The sequence below is a fragment of the Proteiniphilum sp. X52 genome, assembly GCF_003712195.1.
In the GTDB taxonomy this organism is placed as follows: Bacteria; Bacteroidota; Bacteroidia; order Bacteroidales; family Dysgonomonadaceae; genus Proteiniphilum.
This window is the reverse complement of the sequence record NZ_RDSD01000034.1, coordinates 1-26673: the sequence shown is the minus strand read 5'-3', so window position 1 is coordinate 26673 and position 26673 is coordinate 1. Positions and strand designations below refer to the sequence as shown.

Here is a 26673-nt window from a genome sequence, read left to right as displayed (position 1 = left end):
TTGCGGAAGTAGCTCAGTTGGTAGAGCATAACCTTGCCAAGGTTAGGGTCGCGGGTTCGAGTCCCGTCTTCCGCTCAGATATATAAACGTCCTAAAGTAAAATCTTAGGGCGTTTTTTTTATACCGTGTCAGCATTCAACATGTTCCGATGATTCTGATTCTTCTCTTGTTAGGTTTTATTAGTACTGCTTTGTAGAACAATAAGAAACGACATTTGTTTCACTTATATCCAGTGCACTGTGGATTATTCAATTATCAATTAAAAAAGAAAGGACTCAGTTATGAATTTAGAAAAACAAGCAGAAACATTGAACGATTTGATATTAATCAATAACGACAGGATAGAAGGTTATCAGAAAGCCATTGACGAGTTAAAACCTGAAGATTCCGATTTGAGGATCTTATTTCGGGAAAGGGTTGAACAGAGCATGCTCAATCGCGATGAATTGGCTCCCGCGGTGGTTCGTGGGGGAGAAAAAATTGCCGAAGGCACCATGGTGTCTGGTAAGATTTACCGCGCGTGGATGGATGTGAAAGCCTTTTTCTCAGGAAATAACCGGAAAGCTATTCTCGATAACTGCGTTTTCGGCGAAGAAGCGGCTTTGCGTGCATATGAAGAAGCCTTGAACAGCGAGGATCTCACTCCCGAGCAACGCGCGATAGTAATCCGTCAACAAGCGGAAATACAGGTCTCGTTCGATGAGATCAAGGCCATGCGCGATATGTTGGGTTAAATTTTTCAGCATGATAAGGATGGGTGCCTGAAGGCATCTATCCTTATTTTTCACGATCTCCGGTTTGGGTTTTCACCCATTACTCATTTTCAGTTCGTTTCACTTGTCGGCAAAAAGAAGCTGCCTCAAAACGAGACAGCTTCAAAAGAAAGATAATGATCATCCTAAGGAATGAACCGCTTGAAAAGAATTTGAATTTTTAAAATTCATCAAATTCCAACTCGCCCTTGAAATCCAGGCTGACGGTGTGTTCAAGGCCGTCGCCATACTCACCCTCGCCTTTTACCTTGCCGTCCTTGAGCGTTATCTCAAATTCGGTACCGGTGCCGATGCGCTTGACCAGGAGCGTGCCGCTTAGGAAGACCGGATATCCGGTCCCTGGTTCACCAAAAGTTTGAAATAATTTTTTGGGATTACGCATTTCGACTGCCCAGTACCATCCGTCGTGCTCGTCTTCCTTCCGGGTAAGATCCAAGGTCTTGCCGTTGTGGTGCTCGCCGTCAGCCATGATCTCAATGTACTTATTTTTGTCCCCGGACAGGAAGAGGTAAATGTCGTACCAATTGTCTTCCTCCAAGTCCGATTTATCTATGCCCGCGCTGAGCACCGGCATCGTCACGCCGTCAAGAGTAACGATGTTGGTAAAGGTGGGGGTGCCGCTACCACCGCTTTCAATGGCAGCCTTGAGCTCCTCGAGTTTCTGGATGATCTGGGCGAGGGCTGCGGCAGCATCGGTGTTGCCGGCATTCACTTCGGCGATGAGGTTGTTGATGGCCGTTGTAACTGCGGCTATCTCCGTGGCGATGGCGGCCTGCGATGTGCCTTGTGCCTCAAGCTGCGTCTTCATGGCTTCGAGGGCCGCTACCACGGCGTCGAACTTGCCGCTGTAGTCGGGCAGTGCCTTGATGGCAGCCTTGAGGGCATCGAGTTTATCGCCGTAGTCGGGCAAGTTTTCAATGACGGTCTTGATGGCGTCGAGTTGCGAAGAGTAGTCGGGCAGTGCCTTGATGGCCGTTTCGAGCAGGTCGAACTTGTTTTCCAGCGAGAGCGTCTGCGCCTTGATGGCGGCCTCGATGGCGGCAAGTTTCGTCTCCAGCGAGGCATTTGCGGAGTTGATCACGTCGACGATGGCCTGCAGCTTGGCAGCCTGGTCGGCGTTCATCTTGTCGATGGCCTCAATGAGCTTTTCGATAGCTTCGGGCTGCTTGAACGTGCCGTTGTTGATGGCTTCCACCAACTGGGTGAAGTCGTTGTTCACGGTCACGTTCATCGTGTAGTTGATCTCGGGCGCGTCTTCCTGGCATGAAGTGAAGAACGCGGGCGTTGCCAGCAGCATAAGGCCGGCAAGCAGGATGGATTGAATGTGTTTCATATCTTTTTAGTTTTTAATTGGTTGTTCGTATTCATTTTTATCGGGTCGAAATTAGTCAAGGGGTTTCACCTCGGCAATTCTGACAGTGCCAAACACGCTTCCCCTAAGAATAACATCCATTGCCCCGGTTTCAATTTCTCCGTGGTTAAGGCGCTTTTCATCCTGGGCCTTATAGTCCGCAACCCGACTAATCTTGCTTCTTATTCGCAGTAGCGGATTCTTGTAAATGTATTCTCCGGGATTCAAGTCCCCGTATTCTCTTGTTTTGCTGCCCTGGAATGTGAACCACCAAGGGTCTTGCGCTTTTTTGGAACTGTTGCCGTTGATAGTCTTGAAAATATCGGCTTTGCCATTTATCACTCGGAAACACTGCACGTCAAGTTGCACTTTCACATTGCCATCCAATATCTTTACATCCTTGACATTGATATGGGCGGATAATCTTCTCGGGCATCTGGTGTATCCGATTTGATACTGTGTCCCGGAGTACAAGGGTTTGATGACTTTCCCGGGATAGGGGCCTGTGATGAGCTGTAACGTATATTTTGTCACAACGCCTTGATTGCCTTGGTTGAACTTCATGTTCTCGGCCATCGCCTTTTCCAATTCATCCTGGCTTCGCTTGCTCCTCAAGGCGGCGATGGTCAAGGCTGTTCCGCCGATATTGAATACCTCATCGTTGGTGTAGCTCGATGATTCGGCCAGCGACTGGCTTGAATCTGCTTTTTGCCCGTATCCGGATACTTTTTCTGAGGCGTCAAACGTGAATTTTTTTGCAGAGTACTCCTTCATGTAGCTGAACGTTCTTCCGTAAGTGACAGAAGTGACAATGGCAATGGCTTTTCCTTTCAACTCATTGCTCAGTTGCTGCCAGGTCACACTCTTGTCAAACAAGGACGAAGGGTCTTGTTTCCAATCGTCTTTGAGTTTGATGGTGAAGTAATCCTGGTCTAATGTGGTAGCCTGGATAAACGACTGTTCCGACGAGGACGTTTTTGCTTTCACATTGAGGTTGCATCCTGCAAATGAAGCGTCGACGGCCAAGTCCATCATCAGGCTCTTTTCGCTGGTATGAATCTTTGTCCTGATTCTTTGCACACCGGGAGCATCATATTTCGGATCTTTTAACAGCGCCTGCATAATGTTGTTCTTGGCTGTTCTTACAGCGGAATTGTTGGGATCGACATCGCCCTGGGACGGGTTGCCCCCGGCAAGGAAGTCTCCGTAGAGGGAAATCTTGCTTCTTTTGATTCGTCCCAGCGGATGAGGTGAACCGCTTGTTATCTGGTCATCGACCACAAGTATCGCACCCGGGTAGATATTCTCATAGCCGCTTCCTCTTACATAAATCTCTTTTTCGCCAAAAGGTTCCGCCTTCTTGTCCAGGATATAGGCGAAGTCCCTGTCCGGAAGACTTTCAAATGCCTCAGGATAAACCGTCTTGTCATTATACATTTCGTTGTTGATCAAGTCTGCGGGACGGTAAGCTATGGAAGCCAGTCCGGCGTTGATTTCCCTGCGCCTTTGGGCGTCATTGCCGGTGCTGCCTGAGAGATTTGCAGTAGTCACATATAGATTGTTGTAACGTGAGAAGCTTTGTCCGTCATATACCCAAACGACAATGCAATAGCTTGTGTTAGGGAACAGTCCTGTTATTTTATAGGTATTGATATCCGTAAAATAAGGACTCTGTTTTCTATTACCGCTATCGTACGACGGTCCCTGCGTCCAGGTAAGAGTGTAGCGGAGATCCTTCTGGGCTGTTTCCTTGTCGGTGGCCTTCTGCCATGAGACTTCAACGCTGTTGGCATTGATTTTATCGATAATCACCGTTTTATTGGGGACATAAGGTGCGGTGTTGGGTGCCGCGTCGGGCAGGGTGGTCACCTTGGTTCTCGCATAGGTGTTTTCATAACCGTCCGGATCCCTCACGTATACGATAATTTCATAAGTCGTGTCGGGGGTGAGCCCTGTAATGGTGTAAGACGAGTTGTCAAACTTTCTTTCACCGATCTTACGAACATTGTTGTCCCATCGGTAAGGAGCAACGCACCATGTAACAGTGTATTGCAACTGGCTTTGCGGGCTTTCCTTGTCGGTAGCCTTGTTCCAGCGAATTGAAATGCTGTTCTTGGTTTTGCTGACAATCGTAATCTCTTTGACAGCAATTTGGGGCTGAGTATTTGCCATAATTGTATGCAATTGACCTTATACTATTGCGAGGTTTTTTATCATTAATTCAAGTTTCGCAAGCTTTTCCGTTTGGCACTAACGCTCCATTCCCGCGGCTTTCGCGACCCGTCTGCCGCTTGTCTGCCAAATATCCGGTTGTTAGTGCGGAAGGCCTTATTCTGCGGTGATGGTCACCCGCCGTCCATCGGCCGTGGGGATTCCATTCTGCGATCCGACGGCCAGCGCCGGCTTGAGATCTCCGCGCGCCAGCCCCTCTTTCACCAGTGCGTCGATGACCCGTTGCAGGCGCCGCTCGCTGAGGGCCTGGTTATAGTCTTTCGTTCCGGGCGTGCTGGCCTCGGCCAGGAGCGAGAGCTTGCGCCCCTTGACGCCTCGGGCAAACGCTTTCAACCTGTCGCTTTCCTCACGGCTGAGGTAGGAACTGTTGTGGTCGAACTGCACGACGTGCGAGGGCTGCTCCACCATGGCTGCCGCTGTGGGCCTGCTCTTTTCGCAATCGTCCAAGCGGCGTTGCAGGTCGGTGTTCTCGCGCCGCATCCGCTCACGGTCGGCGACGGCCTTGTCGGCCCTTGCCCGCTCGGCTTCCGATTCACGCTGCAGGGCGTTCATGCGGTCGTTGAGTGCGGCCGCCTGCTCGTCGTGGTAGCGCTTCATGGCCTTTGCCTTGCCGGGCACGAAGTGGTAGCGGATGGTGGCCAGGGCGAGGACGAGGTTCTTCGGGGCGATCTCCTTTCGGTTCAGCAGCCAGTCCATCTCCCCCTTCACTCCCACGGTGAACTGTCGGCTCACGTCGGCCTCCACGTGGAGCGAAGCCGGAATGTAGGGCTTGCCGAACTTCTCATGCCGGTTTTCCGTCCTCACGTTGCCCGTGATGGTGACGGCCGAGGAGTTGTTCACGGCGGCCTTGTCTCCGATGGCCACGGTCGTGCCGTCCTGCGTCTGCGTGGTGCTGAAGTAGATGCCGTACTCGTTGCCGCGCGCCAAGGTATAGCCCACGCCCGTGCCTGCCCAGATATTCAGCCACCGCGCCTGGCGGTCCGGCCACAGTTCCATGACGTTGAAGCCCACGCCGAGCTTGGCATTGTGGTAGTTCATCAGGTAGTTGCCATAGGCCTTCACGGGCACACTCCTGGTGTCGAGCGTGGAGAAGCGCTGTTCCCGGCGGTAACGAGACCAGAGGTACTCGGCTCCCACGCGCACCCAGGGACGGATGGTGAAGTCCACGCCACCGCCCACCGCGGGCGACTGTTTATAACTGCGTTTGGCATCGAGGTTTGGATACCACACGTCGGTGGCCCACGACAGTCCGCCCTCGGCATAGATGCTCCAAGTGCGGGTGCGCGGCTCGCTGTTTCGGTCTCCCGGCACCTGAGCTCCGCTTCCGCCTGCCGTCTGAGCCTGTGCGACCGTGGCCATGAGGATGGCGAACAGGGTGAAGAGACCTGCTCTTGCCCATCCGCCGCCAATCGGCGGAATGAGCGGGTTCGTTCGTATTTTGTTCATAGACAAGAATAAACCTCCCATTGACCCCTCGTGAGGGGAACGCCGTGTCGGAGGATTGGGCGTTCGGGTTAATAAATGTTTGTTTGCTTGAGTCTCTTAAGGCAGGCGCGGGAGAGGTTCGCGATGCGCTGCCAGAGGGTACGGCCGAACGGCCGTCGGTCGGGCGGCTCCCGCCCCCTGTTTTCGGGTGGCGGACTCTCGGGATGGGGGAGCTTCTCGGTTTTCAATCCGCGGTGCTCGAACTCGATATCTATCATCTCGCGGATGGTGTCGAGGAGTTGCGCGCGGTCTTCAGAGAATTGCTGTGCCTCGTCAAATTTCCGTCGCCGCTTTTCCGGTGGTATTTTTCTTTCTGTTCGGTCCATAGCCGATATCTCTTTGTTTTGCGGCAAAATTAAGGGTGAAACAGGCTCTAGATAGTGTTATAATCGGACAAAAAAGTGTTCCTTTCGGACATCCTGCATCTGCCCCGATTGTTCTAATCGGACATTTTTTGATCGTAACATTTTGATAATCATGAGAAACTCATGCACACTATCGCGCATTTCAAGCAATAGTGGTTTTCATCTTTCGAAAGGAGTTTTTCGGCATTTCCCTGCCGGTTTCGGGAAAGGAAGCAATGAGTCGATGGGGAAAATTTTTATTGTGTCATGGAAGTTTTATCAAGATCATATTGATGGTTATGGAGCTTTTTCTATCTTTTATATAAAACAACGGTTTTATATTGTTTTTTCATTTTTCGGGAAAAATGTTAACTTTGCAGACAGATGGTTCCTGCCACCGAATGGCTAACCCGACAAAGGATATGCATCTATGAACGGACCTGAACATCCTATCAATGGGAGCGCCACAAACACGACCGTAAAGCCACTTTACGGCCCTTCCGCGAGGCGTTTATATTTATGGGGAAAATGCCGCCCCATTTCAAGCGTGTTAGGAGCGTTTATCACAATCTCTCTCCTGCTCGTTTCGTGCGGCAAGAAACCGGAGACTTTCTTCTCTCCCCAGGACAGAAGGGCGGCGGACAGCATCGTTCGCTCCGCGCGCACGCCCGACTCGCTTGCCCTGCTGCAAAAGCGGTTGGAAAGCCGGGGCGACAGGCTCGGTAGTGTCATCGCCCTGAGGGAGTGGGGCAAGGCGCTGCGCAACGAGAGCCGCTTCGAAGAGGCGCTGGACATCCACAGCGAGGGACTGCGACAGGCGGAAGCCATCGGCGACACGCTGGAATGGGTGCAGGCACTGAACAACATCGGTACCAACTATCGTCGCATGGGCGTGCTCGACGTGGCGCAGGAGTACCACTATCGGGCATGGACGCTCAGCAACGAATGCGCCGACACGTCGTTCATGGCCAAGAAAAACCGGGTGGTGTCGCTTAACGGACTGGGCAATCTCTACTTGACGCTGGGCAACTACGAGCGCGCCGACAGCGCCTTGCGCTTGGCATTAAAAGGCGAACAGGAGTTGCATAGCGCGGTGGGGCAAGCCATCAACTACGCCAATCTCGGCTCCATCTTCGAACATCGCGGACAGACGGACTCGGCGTGGGTCTATTACCGCCTGTCGATGCGGTACAACCAGGAGGCCGGCAGCACCCTCGGCATATCGCTCTGCCATACCTATTTCGGCTCGCTCTACGAAAAAGCCGGGCAATACGACAAGGCAACCCAAGCGTATGAGACCGCCTACCAACTGATGAAAGCATCAAAGGATGAGTGGCACGCCCTGAACACACGCATCGCCCTGGCCGGCATATACATGACCACCCATGATGAAGCGAAGACCTTGGACTATCTCGGCAAGGCAAAGCAAATGGCGGAGCGCATCCACTCGAAGGAGCATCTGGCGGAAATCCACACCTTATATTACAAGCACTACAAACAGCGGGGAGATTACCGTACGGCCCTGGCCGCCTATGAACAGGCAATCGCCCTGCAGGACAGCCTGTTGGACATGGAGAAGGTGAACCGCATCCAGAACACCAGCCTCAACATCGAGCGCAATCGGCAGACCAGGGAGATGAATGAGGCAAGACTGAAACTGGAGCAGGAACGCGCGGCGCGCCATGTGGATTACGCCATCTTTTCCTTCGTCGTAATCGGGCTGACAGGTGCGCTGGCGACTTTCTTCTACATTCAGCGTGTTCACCATCGCAATCACCTGGCATTGAAAAGACTTTCGCTCTTGCGGGAGAACTTCTTCACCAACATCACCCACGAGTTCCGCACACCGCTCACCGTGATACTTGGACTGAGCCGCGACCTGCAATCCACCGATACGGAAGAGATCAAGGACAAGGCCCAGACCATCGAGCGGCAGGGCAAGGGTCTGCTCACCCTCATCAACCAGTTGTTGGACATCTCGAAAATCAAGTCAGCGGTGGGCAATGCCGACTGGCGCAACGGCAATATCACGGCTTATCTGATGATGGTTGTGGAGAGCTATCGCGACTTTGCCCGGAGCCGTAATATCGACTTGCAATTTCTGTCGAAAGGTGAAGTGAGGATGGATTTCGTGCCGGATTATGTGGCCAAGGTACTCAACAACCTGCTCTCCAACGCCTTCAAGTTCACGCCCGAATACGGCAAGGTGAGTGTGGTGGCATGGCGCGAGGGCGAACGTATGCTCATCGACATTGCCGATACGGGCGGGGGAATGGACATGGAAACCCTTGCCCATGCCTTCGAGCCATTCTATCAGGGTGGGAACGACGTGCATAACATCGGGACAGGCGTGGGACTGGCACTCGTGAAACAGATTATGGACGCCGTGGAGGGAAGCATTACCGTAGAGAGTGCGCTGGGAAGGGGTACCACCTTCCATATCAGCGTGCCCATCCACAATGAAATCAAGCACACCATCACCGACACGGAAACCACGAACATGGCAATGCTGCCCCAGTGCGAGTCGGCACTTGCCGACAGCGAGGGCGACGACAGTCTGTGCCGACTGCTCATCATCGAGGACAATCGCGACATCGCATCCTATATCGGCTCGCAATTTGCCGGCCGCTATGCCGTCAGTTATGCCACCAACGGGAAGGAGGGACTGGAGAAGGCGCGGGAACTGGTGCCCGACCTCATTATCACCGACTTGATGATGCCCGAAATGGACGGATTGGAAGTGTGCCGACAGGTGCGCGGCAACGAAATTATCAACCATATCCCCATCATCGTCGTGACGGCAAAGATCACCGAAGAGGAACGCATAAAGGGCATAGAAGCCGGGGCGGACGCTTATCTGGCCAAACCGTTCAATGCTGACGAGTTGCGCACCAGGGTGGAGAAACTGCTTGACCGCCATCGCCGTCTGCGCGGCAGGTTTAGCCAAAATGCCGGCACGGACAAGGAAGAGGAAGCGCAGCTCACGGATGCCGAGCGCCGCTTCCTCGCCAAAACGGTCGATTTTATCTACCTCCTTCTCGACGAGCGGCGGCTGGATGTGAATGCGCTGGCGGAGAAACTCTGCATGAGCCCCCGGCAGTTCCACCGGAAGATCACAGCCCTGACAGGAGGATCGCCTGCCTCGTACATGCTGAAGATAAAGATGAAAAGAGCGCGACACATGCTTGAAACAAACCCCGGACTGACCATTGACGACATCGCCGACCGTTGTGGCTTTGAGCATACATCCAATTTCTACCATGCCTTCAGGAAGATGTACGGCATCACCCCCACAGAGTATAGAAGAGGTGCGCTCTCTTGATGCCTCATGAGACATGGATACTCCTTCAAATCTACTCCGACTACGCCTCGTCACTCATCTCTATGATTGAACCAAACCTTCTTTATTACTGTTCTATATGATAAAAGCGGCGACATAACCCACAGGGATAAGAATAAAGGGGGGGGGAAACGTCTAACTTTTGTGAAAATAAATATTTTGGTCATATGAAGTCTATTTGGAATGGAGCTATCGGATTCGGACTGGTGAATATTCCCGTCAAGATGTATTCCGCGACGGAAAGCAGCACGCTCGATCTGGACATGCTCGACAAGAGCGATTTGTCTAACATCCGCTTTAAGCGGGTGAACGAAAAAACCGGTAAGGAAGTGGAGTGGGATAATATTGTGAAAGGCTATAAGCTCAATGACCGTTATATTGTACTGGATGAGCAGGATTTTGAAGCTGCAAGCCCGGAAAAAAGCAAAGTGTTTTCCATTCAGCAATTTGTGGATGAGGACGAAATAGAGAGCGTTTATTTTGAAGCTCCTTATTTTTTGGAACCTCAAAAAAACGGGGAAAATGCTTACTCGCTACTGTTACAAGCGTTGAAAAAGACCCGCAAGGTAGGTGTGGGCACATTCATTATGCGCAACAAGGAAATATTGGGTATTGTAAAACCCTATCACGACATTCTTATTGTCAATAAGATACGTTTTCCTGAAGAACTTCGTGAATACGAAGAATTGAAAATTCCTCCTGAAAAAGTAAAACCCAATGAGTTGAAAATGGCAATTTCACTCATCGATCTAAACTCGGAAACATTTGACGCGGAACAATATAAAGACACTTATAGCGCTGATTTGCTGAAGATCATCAAACAGAAAGCAAAAGGGCAGAAGCTGAAAGTGGCTAAAGGAACGGAACCCACCGATAAAACCATCGACTTGATGGAAAAACTGAAGGCAAGTCTGGAAAAATCAAAAAAGAACATCTCCTGATGGCACTCGACAAATATAATAAGAAACGTGACTTCAATCAGACCTCCGAACCCAAAGGAGAGGCTGTTCCCTCGGATGACGATCCTTCGGATAAGCCTTCTCCGGCTGCCGTTTCTTCTGAAAATAGACTTATTTTTGTTGTACAACGACACGCGGCTATCCGGCTGCATTATGATTTCAGGCTTGAGATGGAAGGTGTGCTCAAAAGCTGGGCTGTCCCGAAAGGCCCCTCACTCAACCCTACTGATAAACGGCTGGCCATAATGGTGGAAGACCATCCTTATGCTTATCGCACCTTCGAGGGAACTATCCCTGAAGGCAATTACGGTGCAGGTGAAGTGGAAATTTGGGATGAAGGCACCTATGAGCCCTTGCCGCGTGGGGAAGGCAAGAGTGATGAGGAGATTTTACTGGAAGGATTAAACAAAGGTTCTGTTAAATTTATTCTCCACGGGAAAAAGCTAAAAGGCGAATTTGCTTTGGTAAAGATGCATACGGCGAAAGAAGCCAATGCCTGGCTGCTCATCAAACACAACGATTCCCATGCCGTGCATGAGAATTACGATGCCGAAAATTACACACCCTCAAAATCCAAGGTGACAAAACTGGTTAACAAAAAATATAAAACTTCCACCCCTTCCGGAACAACTTCGAAAAAGAAAAGCGCTCCGGGTTTGCCTCTTTCGGGACAGGAAAAACTTTCCCGGTATGTCAGACCCATGCTGGCCATTACAGGTGAAGAGCCGTTTGACGGTGAAGAATGGATATTCGAGATCAAATGGGACGGGTACCGTGCCATTGCCGATCTTACCGACGGTTTACAGTTCTACTCTCGTAACGGTTTATCATTCCTGGGGAGATATCCCCTTATCGAGAACGGACTCCGTCAACAGACACATCAAATGATCGTGGATGGGGAGATTGTGGCGTACGACAAGAACGACAATCCCGATTTTCAGGCCTTGCAACACTTCGCGGATAATCCCGGCTCGCCGCTCATTTACCACGTGTTCGACTTGCTTTTCCTGAATGGGTACAGTACCAAAGACCTTCCTTTGATCCAGCGCAAAGAACTGCTGAAAGAGGCACTCACCGAGACGCCCCATGTGAAATTTTGCGATCATGTGGAAAACAAGGGTAAAGAATTTTATAAAGCCATACAGCAGGCCGATTTGGAGGGAATGATCGCAAAGAAAAAATCGAGCCTCTATATCGAAGGGACACGTAAGGCAGAATGGGTGAAAATAAAAAATCATCAGACCGATGAAGCGGTCATCGCCGGTTACACCCAACCGCGCGGTTCGCGAACCTATTTCGGCGCACTTATCCTGGGTAAATACAGAGAAGGAAAGTTATATTACGCGGGACATGCCGGAACCGGATTCAGCAAAAAATCGCTCAAAGAAATCCATGCCTTGTTGCAACCTATGGTAATCGAAAAAATGCCTTTCACAACCATGTCCCCTGCCAATGCCCCTCCCACATGGTTAAAACCGGAAACAGTGTGTACCGTGAAATACTCCGGAATAACCGAGGACGGTCTTTTTCGCCATCCCGTGTTTATGGGGATCCGGGACGATTTGAGTGCCATGGACCTCTACCGCGATAGTCTCCCGGTGACTGTGGTGCCACCACAGGAAGGGGAGTCGACTCAGGATTCACCGGCCGCAACGGCAGACAAAATGAAGTACACCCATCTCGATAAACTCTACTGGAAAAAGGAAAAGATTACCAAGGGTGAGTTGATCGATTATTATCTGTCGGTGAGCGAATATATTTTACCGCATTTAAAAAACCGCGCGCAATCATTACACCGCTTTCCCGATGGTATAGACGGATTGAGTTTCTACCACAAAGATGCCGGAAAAAATGTGCCGTCATGGGTGGACACAGTCTCTCTCTTCTCGGAATCCAACCACAAGGAATTGGAGTACATTGTCTGCAACAACAAAGAAACCCTCGGATATCTCATCAATTTAGGCTGCATCGAGCTTAATCCATGGAACAACCGGATAGAAAATCCTGGTAATCCCGATTACCTGGTCATCGATCTTGATCCCTCGGAGAAAAACAGCTTTATCCAGGTTATCGAAGCAGCCAAAGTGACCAAAGAAATACTGGACATATGCCAGATACCGGCATATTGCAAGACATCGGGAAGTACGGGCATTCACATTTTTGTCCCCATGGGTGCGCAGTACACTTACGAACAGGTACGCGATTTTGCCCATATTGTTGTCCGCTTCGTGGAGCAAAGGTTATCCGCTACCACTACTTTAGAGCGCAGCCTGCGAAAGCGTGGCCCGAAAATTTATCTGGATTACCTGCAAAATAGGGCGGGACAAACCGTGGCAAGTGCTTACAGTGTGCGTCCCAAACCCGGAGCTACGGTTTCAATGCCGGTTGAATGGGAGGAATTGACGAAGGATATCTCCATGGGTGATTTTTCCATTCACAACGTCCTTCCGCGTTTGGCAAAAAAAGGAGACATCTTCTTGCCGGTATTGGAAAAAGGCATTGATTTGAAAAAAGCCATGGGCCGATTGGCAACGTGATTTTTAACGTTGTCCACCCACCTTGTCGATTTATTTACTAACGCTGCTTATATGAATATATTTGATCATAATAAAATAAACCAGATCAGCCGATTATTGCGAAAGAGGAAGCAAACCATTGCCGCTGCCGAAAGTTGTACCGCGGGACTGATACAAAATGCCCTCTCGCAGGCCGCACATGCCACCTCTTTTTTCCAGGGAGGTATGACCCTTTATAATTTGGGACAAAAAGCGAAACACCTACATGTGAATCCGGTTTTTGCCGAGGCTTGTAATTCAGTGAGTAAAGAAATATCCGATAAAATGGCACTGGAAGTAGCATTGGCTTTCAATGCCGAATTGGGGTTGGCCATTACAGGATACGCACAACCCGTGTCGGCTCTTTCCATAAAGGATTGCTATGCCTATATAGCTGTAGCGCAAGACTCAAAGGTGATTTTATCAAAAAAAATCAAGGGAGATCCTTTAAAATCCCTGTTTGAGAATCAATGTGTCTTTATGGAGAAAGCGATGGATGGATTATGGGAGATTGTAAAGAAAAAATAAGTCGACAAGGGCTATGTGATAGTCGGAAAATGACTAACATGAATGAATAAATCCTTTATGAAGCGAACAGATAAAGAGGAAGATCTTATCCACCCAATATCGTCCGGAAAAATAGCCCGGATACTCAATGATCCCCAAAAAACGGCGAAAGCGGTCAACCTGGTATATGTTTGCGATGATCAGCCGGGAATAATACGTGAGAAACGAGGGAAAACGTTTCGGTACTTTTTGGACGGAAAAGAAGTGAAAAACAAACAAGTGCTGGAAAGGATCAGGAAACTGGTTATCCCCCCCGCCTGGGAAGAGGTATGGATATGCGCGTTGGAAAACGGCCATCTTCAGGCCACCGGCATTGATGCCGCAAAGCGAAAACAATACCGCTATCATCCCGCGTGGGTTGCATTGAGAAACCATACCAAATATTACCGCATGGTGCAATTTGCACATGCTTTACCTCACATAAGGGCGAAGGTCGAAAAAGATCTCGCGCGTCACGGGCTTCCGCGGGAAAAAGTGCTGGCTGCGGTGGTAAGTCTCATGGAACGTACCAACATGAGGGTGGGAAATAGCAGTTACGAGAGATTGTATGGCTCGTTCGGACTTACCACGCTTAAAGATAAACATATTGATGTGAAAGGAAATGCCATCAGGTTTTCTTTTAAAGGTAAAAAAGGGGTGCACCAGGATATCACTCTGCGGAATGCGAAGCTGGCGCGAATAGTGCAACGATGCAAGGAAATTCCCGGTAAGGAGTTGTTCCAGTATTATGATGAAGAAGGGAAACGTCAAACCATTGACTCCGGAATGGTAAACGATTATATAAGAGAGGTTGGCGGGGAGGATTTTACCGCCAAGGATTTCCGTACCTGGGGAGGAACAGTGAATGCTTTTTTGGCACTCAGCGAGTTAGGTTGTGGCGAAACGCAAAACGAACAAAAGAAAAAAGTAGTGGAAGCACTCGATAAAGTAGCTGCATGTTTGGGAAATACGCGCGCGGTCTGTAAAAAATATTACGTGCATCCCCTCATTATAAGTTTGTACGAAAACGGTTCGCTTCAAGAATATTTTGAGCAGTTCGATAAAATAGAAGAAAACGATAACCGGACAGGCCTGACCAAAGAAGAAAAAATTATCCTTTCTATTTTGGAGAAAGGATAATTTCCAGGATAACTTCAAGTCCTATTTATTTGTAGGCTTCATCATCCTCTTCTTCGTCCAACTCTTCATCAAACTCTTCGTCCAACTCTTCGTCGAAATCTTCGTCCAACTCTTCGTCGAAATCTTCGTCCAACTCTTCGTCGAAATCTTCGTCCAACTCTTCACCGGTGTGCATCGGGTATTCGCTGTCTGAATCGCCTTCCCGATAGTCGCCGTGTTCGCTTGCGGGATTATAGTCGTTGATTTGTTCCTCGACTGGATCGAAGGGACTTCCACCGCCATTTCCGCTTTCTTCTCCTTCCTCTTTTGCTTGTTCATTTACCGATTCAACCGCCAATTCCGTTAAACCTACGTCGGTTGACTTCTCTTCTTCGAGTGTCTCTTCAAGAATGTCGGCCGCTTCATCCAAACCGAGTGTTCGAGCCAATTCGGCAAGACTCCCGTAAGTGGCGATTTCGTAATGCTCTACTTTTTGGCAAGCAATGATAATGGCCACATCGCGCACCATGCTGCCCTCTTCTGTGTCTTCGAGCATGGTCTCCCCTTCTTTGAGGATACCCAGAATAGCCTCGCATTTCTTTTTGGAAGGTTCCTCGCCGACAAGTTCAAACACTTCTTTCAACCGTTCTATTTGTTCCTCGGTTTCTGAATGATGGTACCGGATACTTTCCTTGAGGGATTCAGAGATGGCGGCTGCCTCCATCTTGTCGAGACCTTTTAGAATTTCGCCTTCTGCAAAATAAATGTCTTTCAATTCTTCCACGAAAAATTCTTTTAATTTCCCTTCAAATTTTTCGTTAAAACGAGCGTTTTGTCTTTTTTTTGTAATATCTTTGCTCCGCGATTGGCCACTGGCCGATTGATTAATTGAGTCCATAGATTCGATAATTTTTGGATTTTCAACCGGAGTACAGTTCTCGGCTGTACTCCGGCTTCTAATTTATTGGATTGATTCAACAATTTGATAATTCGGATTTATTCCTATTATCTGTTTTTCGGGCCGGATTTGTTATCCGAATTTTTGTTACTCTTTGAACCGGATTTATTATCCTTGTTCTTGTCTGTGTCGGAACCAGACCCTGATTTGGGGTCTTTCTCCTTGTCTTTGTTTGTTTTCTTTGAGTCCATGATTGATATTCAATTTAAATACCTGATTCGGTTCAGATACATTCATACAACTACTGGGAGAAATGATTTGTTCTGTGACAAATTTGAAATTGAATTTTATTAAGTATTCAGAATGATCATTTTATCCGCGACTTAAGTTGTTTATAGTGACTAATATTCTGTGAGATAATAGATTATATCTTTATATAACTCCTTTTTCCATTAATCTTATCTAACATATCTGTTTTAAGATATAGGATTCTTTTTACCATAAACTGCGACCTGACTTTTCTCCCATTCACGGATTATCCTCCTCGGAATCAGAAAATAGAGGCCACAACGAACGGTCACATGGATTTCGTTGTTCCGGATTTGGCCTCTTCATATTTATGGAGGCTTTGACTGAACCCTCCGCAATAGGTCTTATGCCGCTGGACGCGATCGTGGTCAATGCATCGGAATCCTGAAGACGCGATTGACAAGGATTGTAAAAATCAACCGTTTAAAAGTAAATGTCAACCTCGATTCTTTTATTGGGAAAGCAGTAACCTTTATTTTTGCCCTGATGAAAAATTTCTCATCTGTGGATTACGAATATGCGCTGAATGTCCGGTGAAAATAACATCTTTATTGATAATAAGATGGTTAAATATTTTCGAAAATCCTACCATGGATTAGTCTCTGTTATATAATTCATAAATTAAATCCTCATTTTTTATCCTTTCTAAATTAAAAAACATGAATAAAAAGCTGAAAACTTGCATTGACTTTATTTTACTTTTCTCCGGACTTCTGTTCATCCCATCGTGCGCGGAGAAAACAGATGATGGGTTTGGAAAAGATCACAACCCGTCCATCCCTGTCAAAATATCCACATTTTATCCGAATTCGGGCGGGGTTGCGGAGAAGGTCATCATTACGGGGGAAAATTTCGGTGCCGATCCCGAAAAAATCAGGGTTTATTTTAACAGTAAGCGAGCTGCAGTAGTCTCATCCGATGGAGATCGGATCTATGCGTTGGTTCCGAGAATGCCGGGTAACGACTGCGTTGTTTCGGTGGTTGTGGGAAAAGATTCGCTCGTATTTGAAAATACTTTCCAATATAATCTCTCGGTATCGGTAAGTACGGTATGCGGAAACGGTTCACCCGATTTTGTCTCCGGAACACTTTCAGAAAGCCAGATGAAACCCTCTTTTTTAGCGGTCGACAACGATTACAATATTTTTGTCTCTCTCCGGGACAGTCCATCCTGGGGGCTTGTACGGGTGAATGAAGAGGAGAATGTTGTGATTCCGCTTTCCATGAATGACAACAGTTCGGTTATGATCCCCAACGCTCCTGCGATTGACAGGAGAACCGGAATAATCACATTCCCGTCGGAGACCTCCATTACCGCCTTTGTGACCTGTGATCCTAAAGAGGCATGGGCTCCCAGATACAGGAATTTCAAAATTGTGAAAACTAACGGATATGCTCCACCCACCAATTCCTGGAAGCATTCCATGGCCGCGTGCGAACTCGACGGATACGTTTATACCCGTTTCTTTGAAGGGCAGCTCATTAAAATCCACCCCGTCTCTTATGAGGCCGAGATCATCTATTTAACTCCCAATGGAACGGCCAACGGGGTAACGTTCCACCCGCTTCATCCGCACTTGCTGTTTTTTGCCGGACGTTCAGGAGGTATTGCCGGAGGTATCTATTCAATGGATGTCAGGGATCCTGACAACACATTCAAGCGCATAAACGCGGCGGGAAGCGGACATCGTGACGGAGAACTGGAGGTGGCGCTTTTCAATGCTCCCTGGCAAATCTATTTTGATCCGGAGGGATACCTGTATATTGCAGATGCCGGAAACCATTGTATTCGCCGAATCTCTCCCGAGAACATGGTAGAGACGATCGTGGGCATGCCCGGAACGAGCGGGTGGAAAGACGGAGGTCCGGAGGAGGCGCTTTTTAACAACCCGCGCGGTGTCGGGGTGGATAAAGAGGGCACCGTTTATATTGCGGACTGGGGGAATAACAGGGTGCGTAAACTGGCCATTGAATAACAGACTTAAATAAAATACATGAGTGGAATGAAAAGAAATTTTTTACTGTTGCTATTTCTTCAGCTGTTCTTTTTTGCAAATGCACAGCAAAGAACTGCATTTACATTGAATGGGACCGTGTACGATGAAACCGGAAAAACACTGCCCGGTGCTACAGTCTTTCTGAAGAATCAGGTAGGAATAGGAACCATTACCGATGTTGACGGAAAGTTCTCGATCAACGTGAAGATCGGGGATGTGATAGTCATCTCTTTTGTGGGTTTAGAGACTGCGGAATATGTGGTCGTGAAAGAAGAGTCGGGCATTGAAATCCGGATGAGCACGGAATCCGAAGTGTTGGATGAGCTTGTTGTCGTAGGCATGGGTAGCCAGCGACGAATCAGTTCGTTGGCGGCGGTAACCTCGGTCGATGTGAAAGATTTGCAAACCCCCGTTGCTTCCGTTGCCAACCTGCTTGGCGGAAAGGTTCCCGGAGTCATTTCCATGCAGACAAGCGGTGAACCGGGGAAAAACATTTCAGAATTCTGGATTCGCGGCATCGGCACATTTGGCGCCAGCAGCGGGGCTTTAGTGCTTATTGATGGCTTGCAAGGCGATATAAACTCCATCGACCCGGCAGACATACAAAGTTTTTCTGTCTTGAAAGATGCTTCCGCAACGGCGGTCTATGGCGTGAGAGGAGCCAATGGAGTCGTTTTGGTGACCACCAAAAGGGGGGAGGCCGGGAAGCTTTCCATCACATCCCGGACAAACTTTTCCCTCTCCGTCTTACGAAGGATACCCGAATATTTGGGAGCCTACGATTACGCCAGACTGGTGAACGAAGCGTTGTCTGTAAGGGGGTCTGCCCCTGCTTATAATGATGTCGAACTGGACATTATTCGTTACAGACTTGACAATGACCTTTACCCCGACGTCAATTGGCAGGAAGAGATATTGAACAACCACTCCTTTGAGCAGAGCTACTATGTAAGCGCAAAGGGTGGCGGTGAAGTGGCGAGGTATTTCCTAAGCTTGGGCCTGAGCGATGAAACGGCAGCATACAAGCAGGACAAGAGCAGTGTTTACAGCTCCAACGTGGGCTATAACACCTACAACTACAGGCTCAACATGGACCTTAACCTGACCAGAACGACAAGTATTTATTTTGGCAGCGACGGTTATTTGGCCGTTAGGAGTGAACCGGGTATGGCGAATACCGATTATATCTGGAATGCACAGTCGCAATTGAACCCGCTCCTTTTCCCCAGTAAATACTCCAACGGTCTTCTCCCGGCTGCCGGCGCCAACGATCTCTCTTCTCCCTATGTGTTGATAAACCATACGGGACAATCTTCCGGCCAGAACTATCAAGGCAAGATAACCATGGCCGTAAACCAGGACCTGAAGAAAGTGATCGACGGGCTTAAGCTCAAGGTGCAGGGCGCTTACGATATCCACAGTATCTTTGGCGAGCAGAGGTATGTTCAACCGGCCCTCTATCAGGCCCTGGGGAGAAATACGAACGGAAGCCTGATCATGAAAGAGAATGTTCAGGCAGTTCCCGCCAGGTATAGCAAGCAAGTAAATCAATATAGAAAATATCATTTTGAGACCACACTTAACTACGAGAAGCTCTTGGCTGACGATCACCGGTTCAGCGGACTGCTTTACTACTACCTGAGCGATGAAAAGGCAACAACGCAAGCGGTGAGCAGTCTGGCGGCCATTCCATTGAGGTACCAGGGAGTGTCGAGTCGCTTAACATATAGTTTTAAAGATACCTATATGATGGATGTGAACTTCGGCTATACCGGCTCGGAGAACTTCCAGCCCGGAAAACAGTACGGTTTCTTTCCCTCCATTGCTCTCGGATGGAGCCCCACCAACTATGAACGGGTGAAGAACAACCTGCCATGGTTAAATTTTTTCAAGATACGTGCTTCATACGGCACGGTTGGAAATGACAGGATCACGAGCCGCAGGTTCCCGTATCTGACGATGGTAAATATCGGCCATAGCCCAATCTGGGGAGGAAACAACGTGGAAACCATTAACGAAACCATCGTGGGGGCAGACAACCTGAAGTGGGAGAAGGCGTTGAAGAAAGACCTCGGTTTTGAAGGGCGCCTGATTGACGACAAGATTGAGTTTGTTGTCGATTTCTTCGATGATCAGCGTGACGGCATCTTTCAGCCCAGGGTTCAGGTGCCTGATTATGTTGGGGTGATCTCCATGCCCTACGGTAACGTGGGGAAGATGAAGAGTTACGGTTCCGACGGCAATATCAGTTTCACTCACCGGATTGATGCAAGCAAGAGCTTTGTATTGAGAGGGAATTACACCTACTCCACCAATTTGATTCAAAACTGGGAGCAACTTTATCTTGAATATCCCTATCTGGAGTATACCGGTTACCCTTACAACGTGATCCGAGGTTTCCAGAGCTTAGGCCTTTTCAAAGATGAAGATGATATAAAGTACAGTCCCAGACAACAGTTTGGCGATGTTGCGCCCGGTGATATCAAATACAAGGACATTAACGCCGATGGTGTGATTAACGATGAGGATAAAGTGCCTCTATCCTACAGTACCTACCCGCGCTTGATGTATGGATTCGGAGGTGAATTCAGGTATAAGAGCTTCACGCTTGGCGTCATGTTTAAAGGAACCGGGAAAACTCCTTTTTTCCATGTAGGACAGTCCGGAAACGGAATGGGTTACGTTCCATTCCACGGGGGAGCAACCGGAAATGTGTTGACCATCGTAAACGATCCCGCCAACCGTTGGATCCCAAGGGAATACGCTGCGCGGGCAGGGATTGATCCCTCGCTGGCCGAAAATCCAGCTGCGCGTTTCCCCAGGCTGCACTATGGATACAACAGCAACAACTCTCAGTTATCCGATTTCTGGAAAGGGGATGGCCGCTATTTGAGATTGCAGGAGGTGACATTAAATTACAACCTGAAACTCCATTCCTTCAGACGGATCGGGGTTTCGTCGCTCGACCTGCAACTGGTTGGAACAAACCTTTTTGTATGGGACAAGGTGAAACTATTTGATCCGGAGCAGGCCCGTTACAATGGGCGCGCCTATCCGATCCCCTCGGTTTTTACCTTCCAACTTTATATAAATATTTAACGCACATAGATATAATGAACAGATTAAAGCTATTATCCATCCTCCTTGCGGTTATCTCTTTCCCGACCTTTTTTTCGTCGTGCAAGGATTTCCTGAATATCGACCGTTATTTTGATGATGAGTTCAAAGTGGACTCCATATTCACCCAGACCCGCTATGTGGAAGCCTATATGTGGGGCGCCGCGGCGATGTTCGCCGATGAGGGACAGATTTTCAGTACTTCCGGACAGGATGTCTTGGGGCCATTGGCTACCGACGAGGCATTTACCATGTTCAATGTCGATGGCTCAAGCAGTTACTCGGGGATGCGTTTTGTTTTGGGGCATATTACCCCCGACAATTTAGGACCGTTCGGGAACAACTACAAGAACCTCTACAAGATCGTTCGAAAATGCAACACCATCTTGTCCCGGATCGATGAGGTGCCGGAAATGTCGGCTTCGGATCGAATGAATATACTGGGCTATACCCGCTTTATACGAGCCTACGCATACAACAAGTTACTGATGGAGTTCGGTCCTCCCGTTATCCTTGGAGATGACGTCATTGAGACGAACGAACCGATTGAGTATTACGATCGTCCCAGAAGCACTTACGACGAAGCGGTAGCCTATATATGTGATGAATTTGAGAAAGCTGCGGAGTATATGCCGGTAACCGTTCCTATCCTTGATTTCGGAAGACCTACCAAAGGGGCCGCATATTCCCTTGTCGCACGTCTTCGCCTTCAGCATGCCAGCCCCTTGTATAATGGCGGACAAGCTGCCAGAATCTATTTCGGTGACTGGAAACGCTTAACTGACGGTGCATTCTATGTTTCTCAGACCTATGATGAGAGTCGGTGGGCATTGGCGGCTGCTGCTGCCAGAAGGGTGATCGACATGGATTTGGCCGGTGGGCCTCTCTACAGGCTTTATACCGTGGTGGAAGACGAACAAACCCCGGTGCTCCCGGAAAATGTATCCGACCCTTCCTATCGGGAGAAGTTTCCGGCAGGAGCAGGCGGAATTGATCATTATAAGTCCTATTCGGAAATGTTTAACGGCGAGTGTGTCCCGTCGGTTAACCCCGAATTTATTTGGGCAAGGAAATCCGACGGGTTAAAAAGCTATACAAGGGCCTCGTTCCCCATTGTTCACGGAGGATGGGGCGGAATGGCCGTTCCCCAGAAAGTGATTGATTCCTATTATATGCAGGACGGAAGAACAATCGACAATGCCAGCGATGCGTTCCCTTACTCCGAAGAGGGCTTTACCTCCGGGATACGTTCTTTTTCCGGTTACAGGCTTAACGCGGGAGTTTACAACATGTATGTGAACCGCGAAATGAGATTCTACGCCAGCATCGGTTTTAGCGAAGGGTATTGGCCTTGTACCTCCGCCTCTTCCGCCGGAGACTATAATCTCACGGTGACTTACTATTACGATTCACCAAATGGCAAATCAAATCCGAACGCCTTGGTTAACCATACGCCCACCGGATATGTGATGAAGAAGTACATTCATCCCATGGATGCCTGGTCCGGAACAAACGCGCGAGTGGTCGACAAGGTGTTCCCGATAATCCGCTTTGCGGAAATTCTACTCAGTTACGCCGAAGCCTTGAACAACCTCACAACAACCCATACGGTTGAATTGAACGGGGAAACCTACACATTTTCGAGGGATGTGAATGAGATAGCGAACGCCTTCAACCCGGTGCGTTATCGCGCGGGCTTGCCGGGACTCAGCGATGTTGAACTGCAAAGTCAGCGGAAGATACAAGAGTTGCTCGAGAAAGAAAGAATGATTGAATTCCTTTTTGAGAACAGGCGGTTCTACGATGTGAGAAGGTGGGGGATCTATGAAAACGTGGAAAACGACAGGATTACCGGAATGAACGTCGATGCCAACAAGGAGGGGTACTACCAGAGAGTTATTCCCAACACGGCCAGAATAGGGAGCCGGATCATAAACAAAAGAATGGTTTTTCTGCCATTGCCCAGGGCTGAGATCCGTCGTCTCCCCTCATTGGATCAGAATCCCGGATGGTAAAATATTTTTTAATAATCAGAGCATTATGAGCAGATCAATTACAGTATTGGCAGTGGTCGTGTTGTTCGTTTTTTATTCATGCAACGACGACGATATTTTTGAGAAAGAGCAGTATAAGACCATTTTTGCATTGCAAAGCGAGGGTAGTTACAATATCTTTGAAAGCGTTCACGACCTGAATGAGCCGGAGTCGTATGGTTATATCGCCGCGACTTGCGGGGGCACTCTTCCTTCGGGGAAGGAGATCAAGGTGAAACTCCTTCCCGACCCGGAAGCGTTCCACAGATACAATCTGCTGAATTTCGATGTCGATCGCGGGAGCTACGCGAGGTTGCTTCCGGAAAGTATGTACGATATTGAAGATTACAGCCTGACCATCCCTGTGGGTGAAAGAACCGGCCGAATGAAAATGGCAATTCGTCCGGAGGGACTTTCTCCCGACTCCACCTATTTTATTCCGATAAAGGTCGACTCGTACTCTTCTTATGAGGTCAACCCCAAAAAAAGCAATGTGCTCTATCGGGTGTTGCTGAAAAACGATTATGCGAAACAGAAACCCCAGACCAACTATACGATGCGGGCATTCAGGGGGAGTGTGCAACTTCCCGGAATCAAGACCATGCATCCTCTCAGCAGGGACAAGGTGAGGATCCTGGCAGACAATGTCGCGTTCCAGCCCGATACGGAAGTGATTAATAAATACGGTATAATCCTTCAGGTGACTGATGACGGAAATATCATGATTTCTCCCTACAAGGATCTGAAAGTCACCCAGATTAACGGTGATCCCAACTTCCCGAACAGGTTTTTTATCGAAGAGACTCCATTCAAAAACTACAAAGTTTTTCTCATTAGATACAATTACATCAATGATGCGGGAAATACAATTGAGATGAAAGAGGAGTTGCGCCTTGAGTTTTCAGGGGACTAACCAGATGTTTTTCATAAATAACATACGGAGAAAATGAGTAGGCACAAAATATCGTTGTTTCTTGTAACTTTTTTATCAATATTTCCTTTTTTCGCCTGTGGTCATGGTCAGGATACCGAGATGACTTTTCTGGAACTGGCACACAACGAAGTAGTCTTCTGGCCCGAAGCGGGTGAAAAGATGATTGAGGTAAGAAGCAACACAAAAGTCACGGTAGAGTCAATCGGTGGCTGGTGCACAGCGGAGCTAACTCCGAAAAACGGCAACATGATCCGGATCACTGTGGAGAGGAACGGGGAGATAGGAGTGGAAAGGTCTTCGGAAGTGACTGTGCGGGCCAAAGAGATTGTCAAGAATATCAAAGTGAGGCAGCTTTCTGAGAAGCCTCAGGTGTCAGTCAGCCAGTCTCAAATCTGCTTCAATGAAAACCAGTCATTGGAGTTCTCATTGGATATCTCTTCAAACCTCCCCTATTCTGTGGATCTTCCCTCCTGGATAGCGGAGAAGGAACCTGAAGTTGTCGATAAATGGGTCAAAAGGCATCACTTCATTGCTTCTGCACTGGATCGCTCCGACAGTAAAAGGGAGGGAACGGTTGTCGTCAGGTTTAACGGCCATTCCGATGTAAAGGATATCGTTGTGCCGGTTAAGCAAAGCAATGAGCACAGCCGGTTTTCTTCCGGCTCCTATAATTTGTTGGTTGGAGGATGGCCCGATCGAAGAGAGCTTGTCTATACCATTGTCAACCGGTACGATTTTGATATTTGGGGTACCCAGGAAGGGACTAAAGTGCACCTGACAGATATCGTGAACCAATTTAAGAAATACCACTACACCGGGACAGGCAGGGACGGAGGGGAAAACGGGGAGTTTTCTGCCATTATCTATAAAGCGGCTCGTTTCGAGTTGCTGGATGAGGGCAGTTTCTGGTTTTCCAATACCCCTGAAAAACCGAGTTACGGTTGGGATGCGGTGAACTACCGGAGAATCTGCTCATGGGGGAAGTTCAGGGATAGAGAAACATACAACGTGTTCTATTTCTTCAACTCCCATTTCGATCATCAAGGAGCGGTAGCCCGGGTGGAATCGGCGAAATTGCTTTTATCAAAGATAAAAGAGATCGTCAAAAACCAATACCCTTTCTTTGCTTCGGGTGACTTCAACTGTAAACCCGGTTCGGAGCCCATTGTCATCCTGAAAGCTGACGGACAGCTTTATGATGCAAGGGATCTGGCTGAAGAGCCGCTGGGCCCGGAAGGTACGTTTAATCAGTTAAAACCGTTTGAAGAATCCACAAACAGGATTGACTATATCTTTGTCGGAAAAGATGTTAAGCTGTTGCAGTATCGTGTGATTGACGACAGGCCTTACGGCAAATGCCCATCGGATCACGATCCGGTGTTGATCGTGACAGAGTTTTAAAATAAATATCTTATCAATATGAAACACAATTTGAAAGCTATATTTTTCGTCTTCCCGCTTTTCTGTTTCCTTTTGACCGGTTGTGAGGAGAACCTGAGGACAGAGGTGGAGAGGGCGTTCTTCGTTAACAAGTCTTCCCTTGCCCTTTTTGTGGGAGATGAAGTTCAACTGGTTGCCAGCCCTACGGATGGCACTTATGTCTATCGGTGGAGTTCGGAAGATGTTTCCGTGGCTACCGTAGACAAGGACGGCCGTGTTAAGGCCGTTGGCACCGGGGTCACGCATATTATTGTTAAAGCAGGCGATCTTGAAAACAGGGTGGAGGTGACCAGCGTTGTAAAAGTTCCTCTTGAGTCCGTCACATTGAGTGAGTCGTATTTGGAACTGTTGTATGGTGACAAGGCCACGGTACTTGCCGCTTGTCATCCTGAGAACTACAACTATTCGGAGGATATCATTTGGTATTCTGAAAATCCGGACATAGCCCGGGTGGAGGATGGTGTGATCATTGTTACGGGTGAAGGTGTGACTTCCATTGTTTTTCAGTCAGGCAATATTGTGGAGAGGGTAGTGGTGGATGGGAAATATACCCGTCCGTTCAAAGGACCTCACACACTTTCTTCCGCTGCACCCTGTGAAGTTCCGGCCGCCAATTTTGATTTTGGCGGTGAGGGTTTTGCGTTCCATGATAACGAACCGGAAAACAAGACGGGCAACGCCGGCTACAGGCTCACCCACGGTGATTCGCGCGGCGCCCCGGTAGAGGTTGAGGGAAACGGCAACAACATAGGTTATACTTCAGCAAACGAGTGGCTTGTCTATACCCTGAATGTGGAAGAGGCCGGAGCCTATTTTGTTGAAGCAAGTGTTTCGGCAAACGGCAACAACGCCAAGTTCCACGTTGAAGTCAATAACGAGAATGTGACGGGAACAATCCACATTCCCAATAATGGAAGTTGGAGCAGTTGGAGGTGGCATCCCTTACCGCCGTTGGAAATTCACCTTGATCAGGGCGAACAGCGGTTGAAATTCTATATCGAAGACTCAGGGTTCAACTTCCGGGCATTGAGATTTACAAAAAAATAAGAAAGTAACCCACCCATTCAGGGGTTGAGGAAAGTGCCTCAACCTCTGCTGTTATTAATTCAATTATGATTCGACTTGAAAAGTTGAGGATTTTAGCTCTCTTTCTCCAGCAAACGGTCCAATTTCGTTCTCAGGTATCGGATTTCTTCTTTCAGCCAGGTGATTTCCCGGTCTTTGGCAGCGGTCAGTTCATC

General features: G+C 48.6%; 17 protein-coding genes and 1 tRNA gene. 13 read left to right on the top strand and 5 right to left on the bottom strand.

The window, feature by feature from the left end; translation table 11 throughout:
* Positions 1-2 precede the first annotated feature (2 nt).
* Positions 3-75: transfer RNA gene (locus tag D7D25_RS16910), tRNA-Gly, on the top strand.
* Between the two features lie 206 nt (positions 76-281).
* Positions 282-734, top strand: coding sequence for a PA2169 family four-helix-bundle protein (locus D7D25_RS16905; protein ID WP_122970099.1), 453 nt, complete (start codon positions 282-284; stop codon positions 732-734).
* Between the two features lie 199 nt (positions 735-933).
* Here D7D25_RS16905 and D7D25_RS18620 read toward each other — a convergent pair whose 3' ends face one another.
* The 4 genes from D7D25_RS18620 to D7D25_RS16885 form a co-directional block, all read right to left on the bottom strand.
* On the bottom strand, positions 934-2106 hold the full coding sequence (locus tag D7D25_RS18620; RefSeq protein WP_255417366.1) for a hypothetical protein: 1173 nt from the start codon (positions 2104-2106) through the stop codon (positions 934-936).
* 51 nt (positions 2107-2157) lie between these two features.
* A complete protein-coding gene (locus tag D7D25_RS16895) occupies positions 2158-4296 on the bottom strand; it encodes a thiol-activated cytolysin family protein (RefSeq protein WP_148038970.1) in 2139 nt (712 codons plus the stop codon).
* A gap of 156 nt (positions 4297-4452) precedes the next feature.
* The gene (locus tag D7D25_RS16890; RefSeq protein WP_122970097.1) at positions 4453-5802 is read right to left on the bottom strand and encodes an OmpA family protein; all 1350 of its coding nucleotides are present in this window, start codon (positions 5800-5802) and stop codon (positions 4453-4455) included.
* A gap of 68 nt (positions 5803-5870) precedes the next feature.
* The gene (locus D7D25_RS16885) at positions 5871-6167 is read right to left on the bottom strand and encodes a hypothetical protein (protein WP_122970096.1); all 297 of its coding nucleotides are present in this window, start codon (positions 6165-6167) and stop codon (positions 5871-5873) included.
* 448 nt (positions 6168-6615) lie between these two features.
* Here D7D25_RS16885 and D7D25_RS16875 point away from each other — a divergent pair, with 448 nt between their 5' ends.
* The 5 genes from D7D25_RS16875 (at position 6616) to D7D25_RS16855 (ending at position 14725) form a co-directional block, all read left to right on the top strand.
* Positions 6616-9507 carry a response regulator gene (locus D7D25_RS16875; protein ID WP_122970094.1) on the top strand — a complete coding sequence of 964 codons (2892 nt, stop codon included), beginning with the start codon at positions 6616-6618 and terminating at the stop codon, positions 9505-9507.
* Between the two features lie 185 nt (positions 9508-9692).
* Positions 9693-10466 (top strand): Ku protein, encoded by a 774-nt coding sequence (locus tag D7D25_RS16870; protein WP_122970093.1) that lies wholly within the window; start codon positions 9693-9695, stop codon positions 10464-10466.
* Positions 10466-13021: a DNA ligase D gene (gene ligD, locus D7D25_RS16865; RefSeq protein WP_122970092.1), complete on the top strand. Its 2556-nt coding sequence runs from the start codon at positions 10466-10468 to the stop codon at positions 13019-13021. The genes D7D25_RS16870 and ligD overlap by 1 nt, the downstream gene beginning before the upstream one ends.
* Positions 13022-13072: 51 nt before the next feature.
* On the top strand, positions 13073-13567 hold the full coding sequence (locus D7D25_RS16860; protein WP_122970102.1) for a CinA family protein: 495 nt from the start codon (positions 13073-13075) through the stop codon (positions 13565-13567).
* A gap of 57 nt (positions 13568-13624) precedes the next feature.
* Positions 13625-14725: a DNA topoisomerase IB gene (locus D7D25_RS16855; protein WP_122970101.1), complete on the top strand. Its 1101-nt coding sequence runs from the start codon at positions 13625-13627 to the stop codon at positions 14723-14725.
* Positions 14726-14750: 25 nt separating this feature from the next.
* On the opposite strand, the gene D7D25_RS16850 is transcribed toward D7D25_RS16855, so the two are convergent.
* Positions 14751-15602 carry a ferritin-like domain-containing protein gene (locus D7D25_RS16850; RefSeq protein ID WP_221408025.1) on the bottom strand — a complete coding sequence of 284 codons (852 nt, stop codon included), beginning with the start codon at positions 15600-15602 and terminating at the stop codon, positions 14751-14753.
* Between the two features lie 968 nt (positions 15603-16570).
* Between D7D25_RS16850 and D7D25_RS16845 the strand changes: the two genes are divergently transcribed.
* From D7D25_RS16845 to D7D25_RS16820, 6 genes are read left to right on the top strand one after another with little or no spacing between them, the layout of a single operon-like run.
* On the top strand, positions 16571-17887 hold the full coding sequence (locus tag D7D25_RS16845) for an IPT/TIG domain-containing protein (RefSeq protein ID WP_122970091.1): 1317 nt from the start codon (positions 16571-16573) through the stop codon (positions 17885-17887).
* Positions 17888-17914: 27 nt separating this feature from the next.
* Positions 17915-21007 carry a TonB-dependent receptor gene (locus D7D25_RS16840; protein WP_122970090.1) on the top strand — a complete coding sequence of 1031 codons (3093 nt, stop codon included), beginning with the start codon at positions 17915-17917 and terminating at the stop codon, positions 21005-21007.
* Between the two features lie 14 nt (positions 21008-21021).
* On the top strand, positions 21022-23040 hold the full coding sequence (locus D7D25_RS16835) for a RagB/SusD family nutrient uptake outer membrane protein (protein WP_122970089.1): 2019 nt from the start codon (positions 21022-21024) through the stop codon (positions 23038-23040).
* 25 nt (positions 23041-23065) lie between these two features.
* Positions 23066-23971 (top strand): BT_3044 domain-containing protein, encoded by a 906-nt coding sequence (locus tag D7D25_RS16830; RefSeq protein ID WP_122970088.1) that lies wholly within the window; start codon positions 23066-23068, stop codon positions 23969-23971.
* 33 nt (positions 23972-24004) lie between these two features.
* On the top strand, positions 24005-25393 hold the full coding sequence (locus tag D7D25_RS16825; RefSeq protein WP_255417365.1) for an endonuclease/exonuclease/phosphatase family protein: 1389 nt from the start codon (positions 24005-24007) through the stop codon (positions 25391-25393).
* An 18-nt stretch (positions 25394-25411) separates the two neighbouring features.
* The gene (locus D7D25_RS16820) at positions 25412-26479 is read left to right on the top strand and encodes a carbohydrate-binding protein (protein ID WP_122970087.1); all 1068 of its coding nucleotides are present in this window, start codon (positions 25412-25414) and stop codon (positions 26477-26479) included.
* Positions 26480-26673 lie beyond the last annotated feature (194 nt).

Excerpts from the sequence above, each read along its gene's own strand:
- D7D25_RS16905 (WP_122970099.1), top strand. The coding sequence starts at position 282 with ATGAATTTAGAAAAACAAGCAGAAACATTGAACGATTTGATATTAATC.
- D7D25_RS18620 (WP_255417366.1), bottom strand. The coding sequence starts at position 2,106 with ATGAAACACATTCAATCCATCCTGCTTGCCGGCCTTATGCTGCTGGCA.
- D7D25_RS16895 (WP_148038970.1), bottom strand. The coding sequence starts at position 4,296 with ATGGCAAATACTCAGCCCCAAATTGCTGTCAAAGAGATTACGATTGTC.
- D7D25_RS16890 (WP_122970097.1), bottom strand. The coding sequence starts at position 5,802 with ATGAACAAAATACGAACGAACCCGCTCATTCCGCCGATTGGCGGCGGA.
- D7D25_RS16885 (WP_122970096.1), bottom strand. The coding sequence starts at position 6,167 with ATGGACCGAACAGAAAGAAAAATACCACCGGAAAAGCGGCGACGGAAA.
- D7D25_RS16875 (WP_122970094.1), top strand. The coding sequence starts at position 6,616 with ATGAACGGACCTGAACATCCTATCAATGGGAGCGCCACAAACACGACC.
- D7D25_RS16870 (WP_122970093.1), top strand. The coding sequence starts at position 9,693 with ATGAAGTCTATTTGGAATGGAGCTATCGGATTCGGACTGGTGAATATT.
- ligD (WP_122970092.1), top strand. The coding sequence starts at position 10,466 with ATGGCACTCGACAAATATAATAAGAAACGTGACTTCAATCAGACCTCC.
- D7D25_RS16860 (WP_122970102.1), top strand. The coding sequence starts at position 13,073 with ATGAATATATTTGATCATAATAAAATAAACCAGATCAGCCGATTATTG.
- D7D25_RS16855 (WP_122970101.1), top strand. The coding sequence starts at position 13,625 with ATGAAGCGAACAGATAAAGAGGAAGATCTTATCCACCCAATATCGTCC.
- D7D25_RS16850 (WP_221408025.1), bottom strand. The coding sequence starts at position 15,602 with ATGGACTCAATTAATCAATCGGCCAGTGGCCAATCGCGGAGCAAAGAT.
- D7D25_RS16845 (WP_122970091.1), top strand. The coding sequence starts at position 16,571 with ATGAATAAAAAGCTGAAAACTTGCATTGACTTTATTTTACTTTTCTCC.
- D7D25_RS16840 (WP_122970090.1), top strand. The coding sequence starts at position 17,915 with ATGAAAAGAAATTTTTTACTGTTGCTATTTCTTCAGCTGTTCTTTTTT.
- D7D25_RS16835 (WP_122970089.1), top strand. The coding sequence starts at position 21,022 with ATGAACAGATTAAAGCTATTATCCATCCTCCTTGCGGTTATCTCTTTC.
- D7D25_RS16830 (WP_122970088.1), top strand. The coding sequence starts at position 23,066 with ATGAGCAGATCAATTACAGTATTGGCAGTGGTCGTGTTGTTCGTTTTT.
- D7D25_RS16825 (WP_255417365.1), top strand. The coding sequence starts at position 24,005 with ATGAGTAGGCACAAAATATCGTTGTTTCTTGTAACTTTTTTATCAATA.
- D7D25_RS16820 (WP_122970087.1), top strand. The coding sequence starts at position 25,412 with ATGAAACACAATTTGAAAGCTATATTTTTCGTCTTCCCGCTTTTCTGT.